A 19,820-nucleotide genomic window follows, 5' to 3' on the forward strand; every position below is an offset into this window, starting at 1 on the left:
AAATTATACGCTCAGTGGGATGCGCGGACTTCGGCCTTGCGAGCCCGGTCCTTCTCGATGATGCGGTTCGACAGGTACGTCCCCAGGCCGACGATCACGACGGCGAGGATGCCGAGTGCCGCTCCGGCACCCCGGCCGGATGGACTTTGCATGTAGAGATAGATCCCGTAGGAGAGCGGAGCGTCGTCGCTGGTGGAGACCAGCATGATGGTTGCCGACAGTTCGACTGCGGCAGTGGCAAAGCTGGTGACGAAGCCGGCGAGGATCCCCCCGGCCATCAGCGGAACGACGATCCTGCGGATGGAGCGGCCCTTGGAAGCGCCGAGGTTTTCCGCTGCTTCCTCAAGCGACAGGCTGACCTGCTGAAGCGCGGCCATGCAGGCCCTGAGCGCATAGGGCAGGCGGCGCACGGTCAGGGCGATCACGATGATGACCCACCAGGACGCCAGCGGCTTGCCGATGACCGGCACCTCGAAGCTGTGGAACAGACGCAGGTAGCCGATGCCGAGCACGACGCCGGGTACGGCAAGCGCGGCGGTCGCCATGTAGTCGAGCATCTTGCGGCCCTTGATGCCGGTTCGCAGCACGATGTAGGCGATTGCCGTTCCCAGGATGATGTCGAAGCCGGCGGCAAGGCCTGCATAGATCAGCGTGTTGACCACATATTGCAGGGACTGTTCGAACACGGTGGCGAAGTTGGCCAGCGTGTAGCCGTCCGGCAGCGGGCTGAACGACCAGATCGTGCCGAACGCAAGCAGCGTCAGACCGAAATGCGGCGACAGAACCAGAAGCAGGATGAAGACGACGACGCCATAGGCAACGATCTTCTCGCCGCGCGACAGGTCGCGCCGCGCAAGGCCGCCACCGCCCTTTTGAACCGTGGCGTAATCCTTGCCCCGCATGAACAGGAAGGATGCCCACAGCGAAAAGACCGAGAAGGCCACCAGGATGAAGGAAATGACGTAGCCCATCGGATCGCTGATGCCGACGGAGGAAATGCGCAGATAGGCCTGGGGGGCCAGCATGTTGTTGACGTTGAGCAGCAACGGGGTGCCGAGATCGTCAAAGACCTTGATGAACACCAGCGCGGCGCCGGCAATGTAACCGGGCATGGCGAGCGGGAATACGATCCGGCGGAACAGGCGCAAGCCCGTGCAGCCGAGGTTCTGCGCCGATTCTTCCATTGCCTTGTCGATGTTGCGGAGCGACGCCGACAGGTTGATCAGGATGAACGGGAAATAGTGCAGGGACTGGACGAAGATGACGCCGTTCAGACCTTCCATGAACGGGATCTTGAAGCCAAGGTATTGCGACAGCAGAAGGTTGACCGTGCCGTTGCGGCCGAACAGGAGCTGCATCGCGATGGCGCCGACGAAGGGCGGCATGATCAGTGGGATGACGCCGATGCTCTGGATCAGCGCGCTTCCACCGAAGTTGAAACGGGTGGTGATATAGGCCAGCGGCAGGGCGATAACCGTTGCCACGACCACGGACATCGCCGAGACGTAGAAGGAGTTCACGAAGGAACTGCGGAACAGCGACGAGCGGAAGAAATCGCCGAAATTCTGGAGCGTCAAGGCTCCTGTATGGGGATCCTGGAAGGCGACATAGGTCACCTTCAAGACGGGAAGGATGAGAAACGCCAGCAGGAAGATGGCGATCGCGACGCCCGCAATTGCGGTGCCGGACAGCTCGGGAAATATGCGCCACTGCCTTGCAGGCGCAGTCGCTGCATTGCTCGTAGTCATCGGCTATGAACTCCGGGGAAGAGGCCGCACCTTCCCTGTTCCGGGCGGTGCGGCAAGTTCGACGTGATGTTGTTTTTGGTTTTCCGTCAGAGGCTGGCGGCTTTTTCCGCCAGAGCCTTGGCCTTTGCGTAGTTCTCGACCACGAAGGCATCCCACTGCTGCTCGACTTCCGCCTGGCGGCCCTCGATGACGTCGCTTTCCTTCTTGCGTTTCTGCTGGAAGACGGCGGCGAAGGAGGGGTCGAGACTTTCTTCCTCGGTGATGGGGGTAGCGTCGATGAGTGCGCGTGCTTCGGCGATCAGTGCCTTGGCTTCCGCATTGTCCTTGTCGGCAAGCGCAATCTCGGCAAGCTGCACGGCCCTGACGGCTTCACGCAGCTCAGTCAGACGGTAGGTGACCATGACGTCGAACAGGGAATTGACGACGTTGTAGCGCTTTTCCGAGCGGTCGGCGTCGAAGTTGACCGATGCCTTCACATCGTCGCCTTCGAACGGGTTCGGAATGCCGTCCGGTGCGGTCGCGTAAGCAGCCGGGTTGACCGGCAGACGCATGATGGCCGGATCGAACAGGACCTGCTGGCCTTCCGGCGACAGCACGAACTCGATGAACGCCTTTGCACCTTCCGGGTTTGGAGCGTTTTTCACGACACCGATGTTGGCAGGTACAACGGCAGTGACCGACGGATAGGCGAAGTCGACCGGGAAGCCGGACGCGCGGGACGAGAAGCCGAAGAAGTCGATAACGACGCCGAGGCCGAAGTTGCCCGAGTTGACGCCATCCGGCACACCGAAGCTGCGCTCGGTGACCGTGTTCATGTTACCGGAAATCCACTTCCAGTCGGCCCAGCCCTTTTCCCAGCCGGCGCCCTGCAGAAGCGTTTCGACCGTCAGGTGCGTGGTGCCGGAGCGGGACGGTGCGGACATGCCGACATGACCGAAATATTCCGGTTTGGCCAGGTCTTCCCATTCCTTTGCCGGTTCCAGCTCGTTGGCCTGCAGATAGCGGGTGTTCCACATGATGCCGTAACCGGATGCGGCAAAACCGTAATAGAAGCCGTCGGGATCATTGATCGGGTACGTGCCGATCTTTTCCGGAATGCCTTCGGCGTTGATTTCGACCTTGGCAAGCAGGTCGTTGCCCTTGAGCACTTCGAACGCATCCGGGGCGGACGCCCACATCAGGTCGGACGTGTTGTTTCCGGCGGTTTCCTGAATGTATTTGACGGCTGCGGATGTTCCCTTGCTCAGGATTTCCAGCTCGTAGTCAAGGTTGGATGCAGCAAAGGCGGCTTCGAATGCATCGGTCAGTTCCTTCGGAAAGGATGTCACGACGACCACCTTGTCGGCAGCATTCGCCACGCCGGCAGACACCAGCAGTCCCAGTGCCGTCAGGCCCAGTAATTTCCTCATTGGATTATGTCTCCTCCATTCTGACGCAAGGGGGTGATCCAGCCCCTTGTTCGTTCAGCGAGGAAACGCTATCACTGGCGAAATTTTCGAGTCAAATTATTGAATTTATTGATATTTTTGTGTCAAAACTGACACGTTCAACGTGTCGATCATGACCCGTCTTCCTCCGCAAGGCCGCAGCTTTTCAGGCGCAGGTAAAGTCTCTTGCGCGGGATGCCGAGCAGTTCGGCGGCTTCTGCCTTGCGGCCACCGGTCTGTAGCAGAGCGTTCTGCAAGAGCTCGGTTTCGAAGGCGGTCATGGCCGCCTCATAGCCTGTGGAGACCTCAATGGGCTGGCCGCTGCCTATCTGCAGGTCAGCCTCCAGGCCGATGACAAGCCGTGCAGCGATGTTGCGAATTTCGCGAACATTGCCGGGCCAGTCATAGGCGAGGAACTGCTTTTTCTGGCGCTGTGACAGTTTCGGAAGCGGCAGGCCGTGGTTTTCCGAGGCCTGATCCAGAAGGTGTTCCATCAGTTCGATGACATCCCCGCCGCGTTCACGCACCGGCGGGAGGGACAGGGTTGCGACATTCATCCGGTGATAGAGATCGCCCCGCAGGCGGCCATCGTGAACGAGGGCGGCAGGATTGGTCTTCACGCCGGCGATGACGCGGATATCGACCGGGACGGCATCGCTGCCGCCCAGCCTTGTGATCTTGCGCTCTTCCAGTACACGCAGAAACCGCGTCTGCAGCGCATTGGGCATGGAATCAAGTTCATCCAGATAAAGTGTTCCGCCCTGCGCCCGTTCGATCCGCCCCGGGAAGGAGCCGTTTTCGGTTTCGAAGCCGAACAGTTCGCGGTCGATGTCCATCTCCGTGACGGCACCGCAGTTGATCGTCACAAGCGGCCCCGGCGCGCGCGGGGACAGTTGATGCAGACAGCGTGCGGTCAGGTCCTTGCCGGTGCCGGTTTCGCCGTGCAAAAGCACATCGACATTCAGCGGGCCGATGCGCGAAATCGTCGACCGCAGGTCAGCCATGACCTGCGAACTGCCGATTAACTCACCCTGAGGATCGCGGATGCGCTGAACCTTGCGCCGCAGCGCCAGGTTTTCGAGTTGCAGCCTGCGCTTTTCAAGTGCCCGGCGTGCCGTGTCGATCAGGTGTTGCGGTTCGGTGGATTTCTCGATGAAGTCATAGGCGTTGTGCTTCATCGCCTGGATCGCGGTCTTCACGTCGCCGTGTGCCGTAATGACGATGAAGGGGACCTGTGGGGCATTTTCCTGGATCAGGCGCAGAAACTCCATGCCGGTTCTGCCGGGCATGCGAATATCGCTGATGACGATGCCGTTCCAGTTGGGCTGGATCTGCTCGGCAATCACATTGGCGTTGGCGTAGCAACGCACGCTGAATCCGGCGAGCTCGAGCGTTTCCTGCATTGCTTCCAGCAGATCCGCATCATCGTCGACCAGAACGATTTCGCCCGTTTCAAACCGAGTGCTCAAGCTGCCCCACCTTGTTCTGTGCCGCGCATGGCAGCCTCAGCTGAACGGTTACGCCACCCTGGTCGTTTTCCGCAAGTTCCAGATGCCCGTCCATGTCCTGCATGATGTTGAAGGAGATGGTCAGTCCAAGACCGAGACCCTTGCCGACTTCCTTGGTGGTCACGAACGGGTCGGTCAGCTGCGTTGCCGATTGCCCCTGAAGGCCAATGCCGTTGTCGGCGATCAGGATGGTCGCGTCACCGCCGGTTTGCTCTGCCTCGATGCGGATTTCACCGCCGCCTGCCGCTTTCATGTCGATGGCGTCGACCGAGTTGCCGATGACGTTGATCAGGACCTGTTCCAGCAACACGGGATCCGCGCGGAGGGTTAGCTTGCCGGCAGCGTCGGAGACCTTGAGCGCGACGTTGCTTTCCTCCAGGCGCCGCTCGAACAGCGAAACGACAGGTTCCAGGGCCTGTTCCAGCGTCAGGTCCTTGACCGCGTAGTCCGAACGGCGGGCTATGCCGTTCAGGTGCTTGATTACGCGCGACATCCGCTCGGCAAGGTTTTCAACGACGTCGACCTTGGCTTCGACCGCTTCGCTCTTGCCCTTGGCAAGCAGCAGTCGAAGATTGTGCAGGTGATGTTTCATGGCCGCGAGCGGCTGGTTCAGTTCGTGACTGATACCAGCAGACATCTGGCCGAGAGCCGCCAGCTTGCCGGCCTGAACAAGTTCGCGCTGGGTCTGCTTCAACTGGTCGAAGGCGCGTTTGCGCTCGACGATTTCCTTTTGCAGGTTTTCGTGGGTTCTGTTCAGTTCGACCACGGAGGATCTGAAGATCTCCGTCGCTGCCCCCATGCGGGCGATCTCGTCGTTGCCGCGGGTGGGGATCGGCGTGGAGAGATTTCCCTGAGCGATCTCGATCAGGGCTTCTGCCAGCCGGTGCAGTCGGGCAACAATCTGGTTGCGGACATAAAACAGCAGAATGCCGGCGCAGATGACGCCGCAGATGACAGTTGCGACGGCCAGCAGAAGAGAGGCAATGCGCAGCCGTTCGGCTGCCTGATTGGTGAAGGTGAGGGCGGCAAGACGGCGTTCCCTGCCCAACTCGACCAGGGCTGCCTGAAGATCTGCGACGGCGGCCTGTGCGGTGCTGAGGTCGCCAAGTGCCTGTTGCTGCAGCTCGATCCGGTCACGCGATCCTGCAAAGACCCCCGTTTCGTCATAGGCGAATGCCTGCAACCGCTCCAGCGAGGACACCAGCGTCTCGGTGTCGGCCTTTTGCGGGACCTCCGCCAGCATGCCCTGGAGGTTTTCAAGCGCGTCGAAATTCAGATCTTCGAGCTGTGCAAGTTTTTCCGCCGTGTCGACATAAAGCGCCTGTAGCAGGAAGGTAATCGCCGTCGCCGTGCTTGACCCGATTGTCTGCATCTGTTCGCGAAGCAGGGTTTCCTGCCGGATGATCGCGGCAGCCGCGACCCGATCGGTGCGCGACTGCGAGCGGACCATTTCGGACGACAGGCTGTCGATGTTGAAGGACAGGTCCTGAATGCGGGCAGCGACCTCGGTCTGGATATCGATCTGCAGCCAGCGCAGTTCCACCTGGTAGTGTTCCAGCGACCTGTTGATCGCCTGCAGATCCCGGGAGACCTGCAGGAAGGACCCGAGCTTGTCGCTCAAGGTTTCCTTCGCCTCGATTATCTTCGCGGTGTTTTTCGTGTCGCTCAGGATGTTTGTTTCCAGAAGGCCCGAGATGCCCTGGCTTGCGGCTTCCACATCCTCGCGCATGGCTTCCGGTTCGCGTTCCCGGGTCTGCGCGGCAATCTCGGTCGCGATGACGGCCAGCCGCGTCGCATATTCGGAAAGTTCGGATGCCAAGGCGATTTCCGGAATGCTCTTTTCGGTGATCTCGCCAAAATCGCTGCGTGCCTGAGTGAAGAAGACCACACCGATGGCCAGGATGATCCAGGTGATCGCGGCAATCGTGAGGATGGACAGCAGCAATCGAAACCATATCGTGCCGCGCCCGCGGTTTGCCGTCTCAGTCATTGACAGCCAGACCATTCCGGATGCTTGCCTCGAGCCCGGTCAGCATGGCATCGACTTCCGCCAGTTGCTCCCTGGCGGCAACGCGCCAGGTGGCAAGGCTCCATTCCTCGCCCGTTCCGACAAGCGAGTTCGCGCCTTCCTCCTGTGCGTCCCGGTAGCGTTCCGAGCGCACGGCATCGATCTCGGACACGGGAAGCTGGTTGAGTTTCTTCTTTATCTTGATCAGCGAAGGAACGAGTTCGGGAGGCGCCTGACGGCTCAGTGTTTCCAGGCGCCGCAACAGGTTTCTGCGCTGAACCAGATTTCTGGTGATGAAGATGTCGAACAGGTCGTTGACGGCCTGATACCGGGTTTCGGCAAGATTGGGGTCATAGGTGGACCAGCTGAATTTCAGCGCAGCCTGCACCTCCCTGGGGAACTGGTTCAGGGATTGTTCGCGAACAGTGGTGTCCACCGGGATCCTGCGGATGTCAGGCTGTGTCAGCAGTTCCTGCGCCGGTTTGCTCAACATGAAATCGATGAACAGGCCCGCCTCCTCATGGGCGGAACCGTGGTTGAGAACGGAAATCCGGGCAGGGGCCATCATGACCGGCTGACCATATTGAAAGCGGACGCCGTCGTCGGCTTCCGTCAGCGCCAGAAAATCGATCGACAGACCAACATCGAAGCGGCCGCGCTTGAGCCCCTCTATGACACTGAAACTACGGGCTGTGATGGTCTTGAGGTTCTGGGACAGGCCGAAGATATACTGCCAGCCTCTATCCCAGCCGCGGTCCTGAAGGATGACTTCCAGCAGCATGTGCGTGGACCCTGACCGGGCAGGGTGGGACATGGCCAGCCTGTCCTGAAAGCGTGCGTCCAGCAGATCGTTCCAGCTTGTGGGCGGCCTGCCTTCAAAGTCTTCCATCCAGCACCAGCCGACACCGGAATAGGCGAAATCGACAAAGGTCTGGCTGCTGTCCTGTGAGCGTTCCCGCAGGCGGCCGAATTTCTCGAGAAGGGAAAAGGCCTCCGGTGACGACGACCAGAACAGGTCGAAGCCGCGCGGGTTGTCCAGCAGGATTTCCTCGACCGAGGCAACCGTGTTCTTGTTCAGGACGGTAACGTTGATCGCCGGATACTTCTTCGAAAACGCATCGACGAAGGGCTTCGTGAAATAGTCCGGAAAGGACGTCAGGACACGAAGATCCCGCGCGTTTGCGGCAGTCAACAGCAGGAGTGTCGCCAGGCAGGACATCGCAATGACGGCCAGCATGACGGATATTTTCTGAAAACTGATTGCGCCTGACATCCCGGATTGCCTCATTTGGAGGCACCTTATATCAGAATTCCGAACGTCGACGGAAATATGCACGGCGAGGGTGCCAGACCCTTCGGGTTCCGCCGCGTGTCCGGCGGCCTGAGCGGGACAAACCGGGCTAGCTGTCCATCTTGCAGGCGGCGCTGAAGGAATACCCGACGCCATAGACAGACTTGATGGGCGATTCCACCCCGGTCTGATCCTGGATCTTGCGCCTGAGGCGGCTGACGACGGCATCCAGATGCCGGTTGTCGAACTGGGTCTGGCGATTGGAAAGAAGCCGGGAAAGATCGTCCCGGGCACAAGGGGCTCCGGAATTGGAGACCAGGGCTTCCAGAAAGATCCTTTCGGTTGCGGTCAACTTTATTGCGTCGCCGTCCGGTGGCAGAAGCTTCCAGGAGACATTGTCCAGCACCCATTCAGCCGTGCTGTTGCCTTCTGATGAAGCGCCGGACAGTCTGCGTATGAGGCTCTGCACCGCAGCCAGTATTTCCCTGAGGCTGGTGTGCTTGACGAGATAGATGTCCGCGCCGCTGTCGAACCCGCGGACACGGCTTTCGCTGTCTCCGTGTGCGGTCAGCATGATGATGCCGCAATTTATTTTCGCCCTCAGGTCACCTGCAAGGTCGAAGCCGTTCCCATCCGGCAGCGAAACATCCAGGATCACGACATCCGGTCGGTCGGCATCATCCAGCGCGGTCCACATTTCAGCTGCGCCGCCCGCGCCGCTGACCTGAAAGCCGTTGAGACGCATATAATCCAACAGGTCGGCGCGAAGAGCACTTTCATCCTCCACGATCAAAATCCTGTTCATGCCGGTTCCTCCTCCTGCATGGTCTCAGAGTCCGCTCGCGCAAATCCGGGAAGCGGCAGGAAAACCCTGGCGAGCGTGCCGCCGCCTTGTCTTGCACTCAAATCCAGATGTCCCTGGTGATAGCCGACGAGTTGCCGGCAGGAATGCAGGCCGAGCCCGCTACCTCCGGTTCCGCCAGTGTTCGAGGCCCTGTAGAAACGGTTGCCGATCTGCGCCAGGTCCCGATCCGGAATGCCGATCCCGCGGTCTTTCACTTCCAGAACGATATCACCGTTGTGGGCCCCTATCGTGATCTCGACCTCAGCGTCCTTTGGTGAGTATTTGAGCGCGTTGTCGACCAGATTGACGATCACCGTGCGGAGCATCTCGGTATCTCCCCGGTATGCCGGCATCGGCGCAACGGGATGAAGTCTGAGGCGTTCGCCAAGGCCGGCATGGTCGAAGTGCCGCTGAACGTCCTCATAAAGCGCCGGGAAATCCACCTGCTCGATCTTAAGCACACCTTCATCCTGCCGCTCGCTTGCAAGAAAACGATCGATCAGCATCGTCATGCGGGAAACGGCCTCGTCGATGCTTTTCAGACGTTGGGCGACAGCCTGCTGCGGTCGTTCCAGCATCAGGGTGAGCATGTCGCTAGCGTAGCGGATTGCGGCCAGGGGGGTGCGAAACTCATGGCTGACCATGCGCATCAACTGGCGCTGGTCCTGGCGGGCGGCCTTCTCCCCTTCCAGACTGGCGGACAGTTCTCCCTCCAGACGCCGCCTCAATGTTACTTCGCGCGCAAGCGCAGCGTTGCGGTCGCGCAAATCCATGGACAGGCGCATGCCCACCATGAAGATCAGACAGAAGAAAAAGCCGACAATGAAGATGTGTCCCTGGAAGAAGTACCATGTGTTGATGTTGGTCATCACCGGATTGGCAACGGTCGATGGCTGAATGTAGACGAGTGCGCTCTGCAGCAGACTTGCGGCGGAATATTCCCCAAGCAGGAAGATCATGATCCAGCGCAGGAAAGGGGGTTGGGAGCGGTCGCGGTAAAGCGTCCGGATCATCAGTGCCATCATCACCACCGTGAAGGCAGTGGAGGCATGAATGCGCAGGCCGAGGTCTGTCGGGTCATAGATAACGGCGAAGATCCAGAACAGGAGCTGTGCCGCGAGACAGAACGCGCTGATACCGACAAAACGGGGTTGTCCCAGGAAGCGCGCCAGGCCGTCGGCCCACAGGACCAGGCCAAACTTGATCACCATGTTGTCCGTTACGACGCGAATGAGCGATGGGTCCGGACCGCGCTGCAAATAGAGAAACAATCCAATCGCGATGGCGAAGAAACCGGCCGCGATGACCTTCAGTTCATAGATCTGGCGCCAGACGAACCAGACGAGAAGCCAGGCAACTGACATGAAAGCGGTTGTCGCGAATTCCAGCAGCAACATGGTCTTGAGATCGAGCATGCGCTTGTGATGACGGAAGCGGCCTGCCTGTTCAAGTAACAGTTTCGAGGCCTTGATTGCGGCAGCTTCGATTTCAGGCAGGTGTCACCCAAAGGAAGCAAGTCTCGTCAGAATCTGTCAGAATTGATTAGTATTGGTAGGTGGAATTCGATCACTCGCCATCTGTATTTACACCAATGTTGACCGTCGTGGGCACAAGACGACGCACCAGCGGGAGTATTAATACAAATGGCGTCCAGGACCCGAAGCACCGGCGTTTCAAGCGCAACGGTTGAGCCTGCCATTCCATCCGGCTCAAACCGGACAGCCTCCCTTGCCGCATTTCTGCTGCTGACGACAGCCCTTGTCCCCACCGCAGCCTTTTCAGGCGATGCCCTGCCGCAAGGGGGCAGTTTCACGCATGGCAACGGAACCATTACGCAAGGTGGTTCAAGGGTTGATGTGAAGCAATCCAGCGATGCCGGTATCGTGAACTGGGGCAGCTTTTCCATCGGCTCCGGCAATCAGGTTCATTTCGACAACGGCGCCGGTGCCACGCTCAATCGGGTCACGGGCAATGTGCCGAGCCGTATCGATGGCAACCTCAGCGCGACGGGCAGCGTATTTCTCGTCAATCCCGCCGGAGTTGCCGTTGGTAGCGGCGGCCTTGTGTCGACGGGTGGTTCGTTTGTCGCTTCGACGCAGGACGTTACCGACAGCGATTTTCTGAATGGCGGCGGCCTGACCTTTTCCGGCACGAGCGGTGCCGAAGTCGTAAATGCGGGCACTATCCGGTCTGCGCAGGGTGACATTGCACTGATTGCGCGCCGCGTTGAAAACCGTGGCACGCTTGAAGCGCCCAACGGAACCGCAGCCCTTGCCGCTGGCTACGAAGTCCTCATGAAAGACGTCGCCGATGCAGACGGCCTGTTGTCGGTCAAGCTTGGCGGAGCCGATACCGAAGCACTCAATTCCGGAACCATCGCGGCGGCCAACGCTGAAATCCGCGCGAATGGCGGCAATGTCTTTGCGCTGGCTGGAAACACGGATGGTGTCGTCAAGGCAACCGGTGTCAGCACTTCCGGTGGCCGGATATTCCTGACGGCGGGCAATACGGGCAAGGTCCAGGTCAGCGGCAAGCTCAAGTCGCGCAGACTGGCGGAGAACGTTCCGGTGCCGGGTGCAAAGCCGGCGACCGAGGGGGGCGCCATCACGGTGACGGGCGGAGAAATCACGATCACCGGTACGCTCGACGCCTCGGCGGAAGAAAGCGGCGTCAAGGGTGGTGAAACCGTGGTGTTTGCCGAGGACACGGCAAGTGTTTCCGGATCGTTGAGCGCCAGGGGTGGCGTGGGCGGTGAAGGCGGCTTTGTCGAAACGTCTGCCCGAAACACGATCGATTTTTCCGGAATTGCGGTCGACACCTCGGCTGAAGGCGGTCAGACCGGTCTCTGGCTGATCGACCCGGTTGACCTGACGGTCGATGCGGCGGCGGCGGCAACGATCTCTTCCAACCTTGCCAGCAACAACGTGAGCCTGCAGACCACCAACTCGTCGGCAAGCGGTCCGGGCAACCAGAGTGCGGGCGACGGCAACATCACCATCAATTCCGGCATCACCTGGACGAGTACAAACACACTCACGCTCAACGCCTATAACGACATCGCGATCAATGCGGCCATCGACGGCCAGAACGGTGGGCTGACCCTGCTGGCTTACGGTAACAGCGGCACGGCTGCCGTCGGCACAATCTCGACGGGAGCGGCCGGCGCGGTCGATGTCGACAATTTCGCTCTCACCAGGGGTGTCTGGGATCAGGTCGGCGCGGGCCTGCCAGACTTTGCCACGAACGCACTGAGTGTTGGCTTCGGGACTTTCATCCGGGCGCAGGGTGGCGATGGCACTTTTTCCAACCCTTATGCGCTATTTGACGTTTATGGCCTGCAAGGGATAACGACCCATGACAGGCGTGGTGGCGGGTCCGGCGATATCAGCCTTTACTATGAGCTTGCGAACGATATCGACGCGTCGACGACATCATCTTGGAATAACGGTGCTGGCTTTGACCCTGTTTCCTTTTCCGGAAGCCTGGATGGCAAGGGACATACGATAGACGGCCTCTATATCAACCGGCCTTCCGAAGGTAATGTCGCACTCATAAGCTATTGGCAAGACAACTATTTCACTTCCGGACGTGACCTTGAGATAAAGGACCTTACACTCACGAACGCGTCTGTTACCGGCGACAACCAGACGGCAATTCTGGTCGGCGACACAGGTGGTGGAAACTATCACGGTCACAACATGTCGAATGTGACTGTCAGTGGAACCGTTCTGACGAATTCCTGGGGCGCAGGCGTCGTGGCCAGGTATTTCGGCAACATCGACCAGTCGACCATGACCAATGTTCATGCGGATGTTTCCGTCACGACGACGGATTGGGGCAGCGCCACCGGCGGCCTCGTCGCGATCATGGGTGAAGGGCTGACAATCTCGAATTCCAGCTCGACAGGATCGATAACCGGAGGGCAGGTCGGTGGTCTTGTCGGCACCACAGACGACAACGACAACAGGATCGAAAATTCCTATTCGACGGCGACAGTCACCTCGTCAGGGAGCTTTCGGGAGGCTGGTGGACTGGTTGGGTACGCAGAAGATCTGACGATCTCGAACTCGTATTTTGCGGGCCAGGTGCTCGGCACAAACGGTGCCGCGGCTGGAGGGCTCATCGGTACGGCCGACAGGAACACGGTTATTCAGAACTCCTTTGTTACGGGTCTTGTAGAGGCTGAAGGGTATGCAGCCGCATTGGTCGCTGAAGTCTCCGACTCAAGCGTTTCGATAACCGACTCGGCCTGGGATACTGAAACGACCGGACAAACCGAGGTGATCGGTTACTCGGCTCCCTATACCGCTACCGTGACCAACACGAGCGGCCTGACGACTTCCCAGATGCAGGGATCCCTGACGCTGGGCAGCTTTACGCTGGACAGCAGCATCTGGGGCACTGGCAGCGGACTTTTTCCTTATTTCAAGTGGGAGTATGCCGCCACACCCGAGGCGGTCTCAGGCATCGTCTACAGTGATGCGGGCACGACAGCCCAATCCGGGGCAAATGTCAGCGCGCTTTCCGGCGGCAATCTTGTCGGCAGTGCTGTGACCGGGGCAAACGGGTATTATTACATCCTGACCACGGCCGGGTCGCTCAATTCCGCCGGGGCACTGGCCTATCTGGACGGTGAAAGCACCAAAGCGGCGACTTTCGCCGACACAGTAACGTCGACCGGCGTCTCCGGAGCCGATATCTGGGGCAATGCCTTCAACGTCAATACCGGTGCAGCGGCCACGACGGACGTGGTCACCGCTCTGGACACGACCATCGGCGCGTTCAGCGACACCGATCTCAACTTCCTGCGCAACACGTCGGCGGTTGTGCGAACCGACCAGAATGGCAACAGTCTCGACTTCAATTTGAATGCGACGTCCAACTTCAATCTCGACAACAATCTTTACGCCGGTGGCAACCTGACTGTTGCAACGAATGGCACATTTTCGGTCGGTGACAGCAACGCCATCCTGTGGGCCCATGACGGTGACCTGACAGTGAACGGCGATGTCGCGTGGTCTAACAGCAACCAGCTTTCTCTCTACGTCGACGCCAGCAACGCCTCCATCAAGATCAACGGCTCCGTCACCGCGGCGAACGGCAAGCTGCGTGTGGACCAGACGAGCAGCGCCACGAATGTCACTTCAACGGCGACGGGTGATATCCATGTCGACGATTTCCAGTCCGATACCGCCTGGCTGCAGGTCGGAAGCAGTTTGCCGGACTTTTATGCCCGGGACTTCGATATCCAGGGCGGTCATTTTGTGCGTGCGCTTGGTGGTGATGGATCGCAGGCCAACCCGTACCAGATCTTCGATGTCTACAGTCTTCAGGGCATACAGTCGGGTTCCGGAACCACGCCGGTAAACTATGTGCTGACCCGGGATATCGACGCTTCGGGAACAACGGCATGGAACGGTGGTTCCGGCTTTGCGTCGACAAGCCTTCGCGGCAATTTCGACGGTGGCGGCCATACGATCGACGGCCTGACCTCGACAGGTAACTTCAACACGATCGGGTTGTTTGGCGTCGTTAGAGCCGATGGTCAGGATATCTCCATTCATGATCTCAAACTGACGAACGTCAACATCGCGGGAGGGATCGGTGTTGGCGGGCTGATCGGCAACGCCGTTGGTGGCAAGGTCTCGGTATCGGATGTTTCGGTTGGCGGCACGGTGACAGGCGCAGGTAATGTCGGCGGCGTCGCCGGTGTTATGGCGTCGGAGTATTCCGTTACCGACACACATTCTTCGGCTGATATCAGCACCACGGCCTATGCTGCAGGTGGCCTTATCGGCAACAGTCAGACTTCTGATGCATCACAGGTTACCCGTTCGTCCGCTTCCGGCAACGTCAGCGGCCGTTATGACATCGGTGGACTGATGGGCCGGGTGTCAAATGTCGACGTTTCCAGATCTCATGCCAGCGGAACTGTCACGCTCCTTGCCGACAACACAGGTGGTACCACCACACCATATGGCGCAGGCGGTCTCATCGGCTCCATTGATTCGGGCTCGGTAGATCTCTCTTATGCGACCGGAACGGTGCAAAGTTCCGACAGCACCGCGACGCGTCTCGGTGGGCTGGTCGCCCACTCCCTCGGAGCGCCTATCACACGGTCCTTTGCGACTGGCGACGTGATCCACACCGGCAGCATGGCCGGCGGGCTCGTTGGCCTGACGGTCAGCAGCATTTCCGACAGCTACGCCACCGGGGACGTGTCTGGCAGCAATGAGATCGGCGGCCTTGTCGGGCGAATGCTTGACGGGTCGTCCGTTACCCGTTCCTACGCAACCGGTGCCGTCTCCGCAAGCGTGAACGGCGGCGGCCTGGTCGGCACAATGGACGCAGGTACGATCACGCTCACCAACAGTGTCTGGGATACACAGACTACCGGGCTGAACAATGCAGTCGGCAATCAGCTTGGCGGTTCGGTCACCAATGCTTCCGGTGTGACCAGCAGTGCCATGCAGCAGCTCGACACGTTCGTTTCAGCCGGTTTTGGAATTGACGACCAGGGTGGCACGGCGAACACCTGGCGCATCTACGAGGGGCAGACAACTCCGCTCCTGCGAGGTTTCCTGACCGCAATTACGGTAACGGGTGACGACAAGTCGAAAGTATATGACGGAACGGTCTATTCCGGCGGGTTCACCTATGCCTTGTCGTCTGCCGGAGCGAGCCTCCTCGGAAGTTTCGATGGCGGTGCCGCCGTCACGGCAACCGCGGCCGGAAGTTATGCCATTGGGAACAGCTTCTATTCGCATCAGTTCGGCTACGACATTGTCAGCGTCGATGGCACGTTGACGATCACAAGCCCTTCCGAAACGTCTGGTTCTTCTGGCAGCGGACAGTCCTCCACCGATCCCCGCCAGCAGGTACTGGAGCGCAACCGGTTGCAGAACCCGGATGCCGACGAGGCACTTGAAAACAACCCCTCTGCCTGCGAGCCGGGCGTCGTCGGCGGCGAAGGTGCCGTTCACCCCTGCAACCGCTCGTTCGGTCGCTGGCTCAGTGCGGCGGCAGAGTAGTCCGGCATGACAACACATACGATAACTGCGGCCCTGGTGGCCGGTCTTGCGCTCGTTTCCGAAGGTTCATTCGCCCAGCAGGCTCTTGAGAGAAACCTGCCTGCTGCCGAACCCGGAGAGCCGGTCTCGCTGGACGTCGCCCCCCAGGACTTCGGTGCCACCGACAGGTCACCACTCGGCGTTGACCTGGCCGGCGTTTATCTGATCGGCCAGTCCGACAATGTGGCAGGCCGGGCTCCAACGGGCATCGGTGGTCCGGCGGCTGCTTTCGATCAGGCCGCACTGGATGCCGTACTGTCGGAGTATCTCGGCAAGCCGCTTTCCCTCGCCCTTGCGGGGGAAATCCAGGCTGCCATAGCCCGCGTTTACAAGGATGCGGGCTATCCGTTCGTATCCGTGACCCTGCCACCGCAGGAAATAACCGGCGGGGTGCTGCAGGTCAGGGTGATCGAGTTCAAGTCGGGCAACGTGACGGTTCAGGGGCTCGACGAGCGCGACGCCGAGGAGATCCGCGCAAGGCTGCGGATCAACCCCGGTGGGCGCATTGATGCGCGCGCACTGGAAGAGGATCTCGGCTGGTTGAACCGCTCCCCCTACAGGCGGGCGAGTGGGGTCTTTCGCCCGGGCGAGGATGCTGCGCTTAGCGACCTCGAAGTCACGATCGATGAAGGCAGGCCCTGGCAGGTGTTTGCGGGGTGGTCCAATTCCGGGTCGCAGGACACAGGGCGCGACCGGTATTTTCTGGGTGGCAATGCGCGTCTTCCCTTTCCGGGCGGCCCCTGGCTTTCCTACCAGATGACCGCCAGCGACGACATCTGGAGCGATCCGGGAATTGTCATTCCGCGTGAAGGCGACTACCCCTCCTATGTGTCCCATGCAGGCAGGCTCACCATTTCGACGTGGGCCCGGCAAAGTCTTGAAATCGCACCGGCATTGGTTGCGTCACGCGAGACGCCGAACCGTTTTTTCGACTTTGAAAACACCACCTATGAATTGCCGATCATCTATAGGTCCGCCGTCTCGAATCTCCTGCCGGGGCGCTATTGGGGGGATATCTACACGGGCGTCGAGCTGAAACGTCTGGAGCGGACAACCTTCTTCAATGGCGTCGCGGTTGCCGACGGTGCCGCGGATCTGTTCCAGATGGTGCTAGGCTGGAGCAATTCGTTCGATGACCGTCTTGGCCGCACGGCAGTGGATGTCAGGGTGAAGGCCAATCCGGGAGGTGTTCTTCAGGGAAATGCGGCAACCACCTGGCAGACCTTTACCAATGGGCGTGTTCAGTCGGTTGACTATGCGTATCTTGCGGCAGACATCAGCCGGACTACCTCTCTTCCGAACAGGTTCTTCTGGGTGAGCGCCCTCTCGGGCACGCTCGCCGGGCAGGTGCTGCCGGATACGGAGCGGATCTCGCTTGGTGGGCGGTATGCTGTGCGCGGGTATAACTACGATGATGCCAGCGTGGACAGCGGTGTCATCTGGCGGAACGAATTGCGTTTGCCGTCCTTCTCGCCGCTTGCCGGCAACTTGCCTGAAAGCTGGCCGCAATCACTGACAAACGACAGTCTGTCGGCCTATCTGTTTGCCGATATCGGCTTCGGGATCGATCACGCCACAGACGACAATGCGACACTGTCCGGTGTCGGCGCCGGCTTCGACTATGCTCTTGGAGACAATCTGACGGCAAACCTGATCGCGGGCGTTGCCCTGCAGGACGCAGGAGAAACGGAAGCCGGGGACCTCAATCTGCAGGCCTCGATCACGGCGCGCTTCTGACGTTTCTCACGAGGCCAGGGCGCTTGCCGGTTCATATTGCGCTTTTGCCGCTTCCCTGGCGATCCAGTTCAGGTAACGGCCGTAGGTCGTGCCTGAAATCTCGCTCGCCAGCGCTTCGAGATCACCTCTCGAGATCCAGCCCTGGTAGAATGCGACCTCTTCAGGACAGGCAATCTTCAGGCGTTGGCGGGATTCCAGAGTTTGGATGAAGCAGGCTGCTTCCAGGAGTGATTCCGGCGTTCCCGCATCCAGCCAGGCATAGCCCCGGCCCAGCATCTGGACGCTGAGGTCACCGCTTTCCAGATAGGCCCTGTTGATGTCGGTGATTTCAAGTTCGCCGCGTGCGGATGGGGTGAGGGTCCGGGCGATGTCGACAACCCTGGCATCGTAGAAATAGAGGCCGGTCACCGCCCAGTCCGATTGCGGGGCAACCGGTTTTTCAACGATTGAGGCAGCCTTGCCAGCGCTGTCGAAGCCGACAACGCCGTATCGTTCGGGATCATGAACCTGATAGGCGAATATGGTTGCGCCGGTCTCGTTTCGCCGGGCCGCCAGCATTTTTTCCGACAGGCCGGTGCCATGGAAAATGTTGTCACCCAGAATGAGGGCCGACGGTTCTCCGCCCAGAAAGTCCTCCGCGATCAGGAATGCCTGGGCGATGCCCGCAGGGTGCTTCTGGACCGCGTAGGACAGGTTCAGGCCCCAGCGGTTTCCCTTGCCGAGGACGCGCTGGAACGCGCTCAGGTCCCGCGGTGTGCAGATGATCAGAATGTCTCGAATGCCGGCAAGCATCAGCGTCGTCAGCGGGTAGTAGATCATCGGTTTGTCGTAGACGGGCAGAAGCTGCTTCGAGCTTGCCAGCGTCATGGGAAACAGGCGGGACCCGGCGCCGCCGGCAAGAACAATGCCTTTCATACCCGGTTCCACTCCGTCACCACGTTGCGCCTTCCGGCGAATGATCCAAGGCGGGGCTGCCGTTGCGCCGAACGGTTCGGCAGCTTGCTCAAGAGCGCCTGCAGGCGCAGGACGCAGGCTGACAATTCGTATCTGGCGACAACGGTCCGGCGCGCTGCCCGGCGCATGGCCTGCCGGTCTGCCGGAGACTGCAACGCCGAACAAACTTCGGCAGCGATTGCCTTCGTATCCCAGAAATCGACGAGCCTGCCGTTGACCCCGTCTCGAACGACTTCCTGAACCGGAGCGGTTTTGGACGCGATGACAGGTGCCTCGCAGGCCATGGCTTCGAGAAATGACCAGGACAGGACGAACGGGTAGGTCAGGTAGACATGGGCTGCAGAGACCTGAAACAGGCTCAGGAGATCCTTGTGCGGGATCTGTCCCAGAAAGTGGATCCGATCAGGTGGAAGGCCGGTTTCCTGAAGAAGCCGGTTGCGCCATGTGTCGCCACGAGACGGTGCACGTCCGTAGCTGACGCCGTCGCCACCGGCAACAACGAACCTGGCTTCCGGATTTTCGCGGGCGACCAGTGCTGCCGCCTGCATGAATTGCGGAAAGCCGCGGTAGGGTTCCAGGTCACGTGCCGCGAAGGTGACCACCGGATCGCCCGCGGTCAGGTGCCTACCGTCCGGCAGGCGAAATCCGGCCATCGGGTCGGGGCGAGCCCGGGTCGTGTCGATACCTTCATGCTGCACGAGGATCTTTGACCGGTATTCTGCGGGATAGCGGCTCTTCTGCCAGGCCGTCGGGCTGATGCCGGCATCGAGCTGGTCCAGAGTGGACAGCTGGATGGCGTTGCGGAGCCTCATGGTCTGGCGCTGCTGCAGCGACATCTCGTCGGAAGGTGCAAACCCGACGTCTCCGCCCTGCGGCTGGAAGTAATATTCGCAGAAACCGATGGCAGGTACATCCGGCAGGGCATCCTTGACGAACATCATGCCGCCCCAACCGATATGTCCCATAACAATGTCGGGCTTGTGGCCGTTCAGGTCCAGCTTGTGCAGGATATCGGCAACCTTGCGGCCTGCCTCGATGTAGGGCACGGAAGGCCGTCCATCTGCGTTGCCTGCCTGCCGGGTGTCACCGGCATAGCGCAGCACACGCAGGCCCGGCACCGGCCGGTCCAGGGATTCGCATATGAGCGTGGCAGTCCAGCCATCGGCGATCAGACGCCGGGCAAGATGAACGAACTGCCCGGGCCCATGCCGGTGCACGAACACGATATGCATG

Annotated in this window: 11 protein-coding genes; 2 read left to right on the plus strand and 9 right to left on the minus strand. The window is 60.0% G+C overall.

All coding sequences use genetic code 11. The features are described from left to right. Positions 1 to 11: 11 nt before the first annotated feature. From FIU93_RS12285 to FIU93_RS12315, 7 genes are all read right to left on the minus strand, one after another. The gene (locus FIU93_RS12285; RefSeq protein WP_055656025.1) at positions 12 to 1,748 is read right to left on the minus strand and encodes an iron ABC transporter permease; all 1,737 of its coding nucleotides are present in this window, start codon (positions 1,746 to 1,748) and stop codon (positions 12 to 14) included. Positions 1,749 to 1,834: 86 nt separating this feature from the next. Continuing rightward, a complete protein-coding gene (locus tag FIU93_RS12290) occupies positions 1,835 to 3,157 on the minus strand; it encodes an extracellular solute-binding protein (RefSeq protein WP_023003311.1) in 1,323 nt (440 codons plus the stop codon). A 149-nt stretch (positions 3,158 to 3,306) separates the two neighbouring features. Beyond that, positions 3,307 to 4,644 (minus strand): sigma-54 dependent transcriptional regulator, encoded by a 1,338-nt coding sequence (locus tag FIU93_RS12295; RefSeq protein ID WP_209010351.1) that lies wholly within the window; start codon positions 4,642 to 4,644, stop codon positions 3,307 to 3,309. After that, positions 4,628 to 6,673 carry an ATP-binding protein gene (locus FIU93_RS12300; protein ID WP_173017307.1) on the minus strand — a complete coding sequence of 682 codons (2,046 nt, stop codon included), beginning with the start codon at positions 6,671 to 6,673 and terminating at the stop codon, positions 4,628 to 4,630. The genes FIU93_RS12295 and FIU93_RS12300 overlap by 17 nt, the downstream gene beginning before the upstream one ends. Then, positions 6,666 to 7,964 carry an ABC transporter substrate-binding protein gene (locus FIU93_RS12305; protein WP_023003314.1) on the minus strand — a complete coding sequence of 433 codons (1,299 nt, stop codon included), beginning with the start codon at positions 7,962 to 7,964 and terminating at the stop codon, positions 6,666 to 6,668. Before FIU93_RS12305 ends, FIU93_RS12300 begins: the two co-directional genes overlap by 8 nt. A gap of 127 nt (positions 7,965 to 8,091) precedes the next feature. Continuing rightward, entirely contained in the window at positions 8,092 to 8,787 is a 696-nt protein-coding gene (locus FIU93_RS12310; protein ID WP_152505720.1) for a response regulator transcription factor, read from the minus strand. Further along, the gene (locus FIU93_RS12315; protein ID WP_152505721.1) at positions 8,784 to 10,241 is read right to left on the minus strand and encodes a HAMP domain-containing sensor histidine kinase; all 1,458 of its coding nucleotides are present in this window, start codon (positions 10,239 to 10,241) and stop codon (positions 8,784 to 8,786) included. The genes FIU93_RS12310 and FIU93_RS12315 overlap by 4 nt, the downstream gene beginning before the upstream one ends. Positions 10,242 to 10,469: 228 nt before the next feature. On the opposite strand from FIU93_RS12315, the gene FIU93_RS12320 reads away from it, so the two are divergent. Both FIU93_RS12320 and FIU93_RS12325 read left to right on the plus strand, forming a co-directional pair. Beyond that, on the plus strand, positions 10,470 to 15,857 hold the full coding sequence (locus FIU93_RS12320; protein ID WP_152505722.1) for a filamentous hemagglutinin N-terminal domain-containing protein: 5,388 nt from the start codon (positions 10,470 to 10,472) through the stop codon (positions 15,855 to 15,857). A 6-nt stretch (positions 15,858 to 15,863) separates the two neighbouring features. After that, positions 15,864 to 17,633 (plus strand): ShlB/FhaC/HecB family hemolysin secretion/activation protein, encoded by a 1,770-nt coding sequence (locus tag FIU93_RS12325; RefSeq protein ID WP_152505723.1) that lies wholly within the window; start codon positions 15,864 to 15,866, stop codon positions 17,631 to 17,633. 6 nt (positions 17,634 to 17,639) lie between these two features. Here the strand turns inward: FIU93_RS12325 and rfbA are convergent, their stop codons facing one another. Next, positions 17,640 to 18,548 carry a glucose-1-phosphate thymidylyltransferase RfbA gene (gene rfbA, locus FIU93_RS12330; RefSeq protein WP_075282398.1) on the minus strand — a complete coding sequence of 303 codons (909 nt, stop codon included), beginning with the start codon at positions 18,546 to 18,548 and terminating at the stop codon, positions 17,640 to 17,642. After that, positions 18,545 to 19,819 carry a glycosyltransferase gene (locus FIU93_RS12335; RefSeq protein WP_209010352.1) on the minus strand — a complete coding sequence of 425 codons (1,275 nt, stop codon included), beginning with the start codon at positions 19,817 to 19,819 and terminating at the stop codon, positions 18,545 to 18,547. Before FIU93_RS12335 ends, rfbA begins: the two co-directional genes overlap by 4 nt. Between the last annotated feature and the right edge of the window lies 1 nt (position 19,820).

Origin of the sequence: Labrenzia sp. THAF35 (assembly GCF_009363595.1) — a bacterium.
GTDB classification, from domain to species: Bacteria; Pseudomonadota; Alphaproteobacteria; order Rhizobiales; family Stappiaceae; genus Roseibium; species Roseibium algicola.

Excerpts from the sequence above, each read along its gene's own strand:
- FIU93_RS12325 (WP_152505723.1), top strand. The coding sequence starts at position 15,864 with ATGACAACACATACGATAACTGCGGCCCTGGTGGCCGGTCTTGCGCTC.
- FIU93_RS12315 (WP_152505721.1), bottom strand. The coding sequence starts at position 10,241 with ATGCTCGATCTCAAGACCATGTTGCTGCTGGAATTCGCGACAACCGCT.
- FIU93_RS12285 (WP_055656025.1), bottom strand. The coding sequence starts at position 1,748 with ATGACTACGAGCAATGCAGCGACTGCGCCTGCAAGGCAGTGGCGCATA.
- rfbA (WP_075282398.1), bottom strand. The coding sequence starts at position 18,548 with ATGAAAGGCATTGTTCTTGCCGGCGGCGCCGGGTCCCGCCTGTTTCCC.
- FIU93_RS12310 (WP_152505720.1), bottom strand. The coding sequence starts at position 8,787 with ATGAACAGGATTTTGATCGTGGAGGATGAAAGTGCTCTTCGCGCCGAC.
- FIU93_RS12300 (WP_173017307.1), bottom strand. The coding sequence starts at position 6,673 with ATGACTGAGACGGCAAACCGCGGGCGCGGCACGATATGGTTTCGATTG.
- FIU93_RS12305 (WP_023003314.1), bottom strand. The coding sequence starts at position 7,964 with ATGTCAGGCGCAATCAGTTTTCAGAAAATATCCGTCATGCTGGCCGTC.
- FIU93_RS12320 (WP_152505722.1), top strand. The coding sequence starts at position 10,470 with ATGGCGTCCAGGACCCGAAGCACCGGCGTTTCAAGCGCAACGGTTGAG.
- FIU93_RS12290 (WP_023003311.1), bottom strand. The coding sequence starts at position 3,157 with ATGAGGAAATTACTGGGCCTGACGGCACTGGGACTGCTGGTGTCTGCC.
- FIU93_RS12335 (WP_209010352.1), bottom strand. The coding sequence starts at position 19,819 with ATGCATATCGTGTTCGTGCACCGGCATGGGCCCGGGCAGTTCGTTCAT.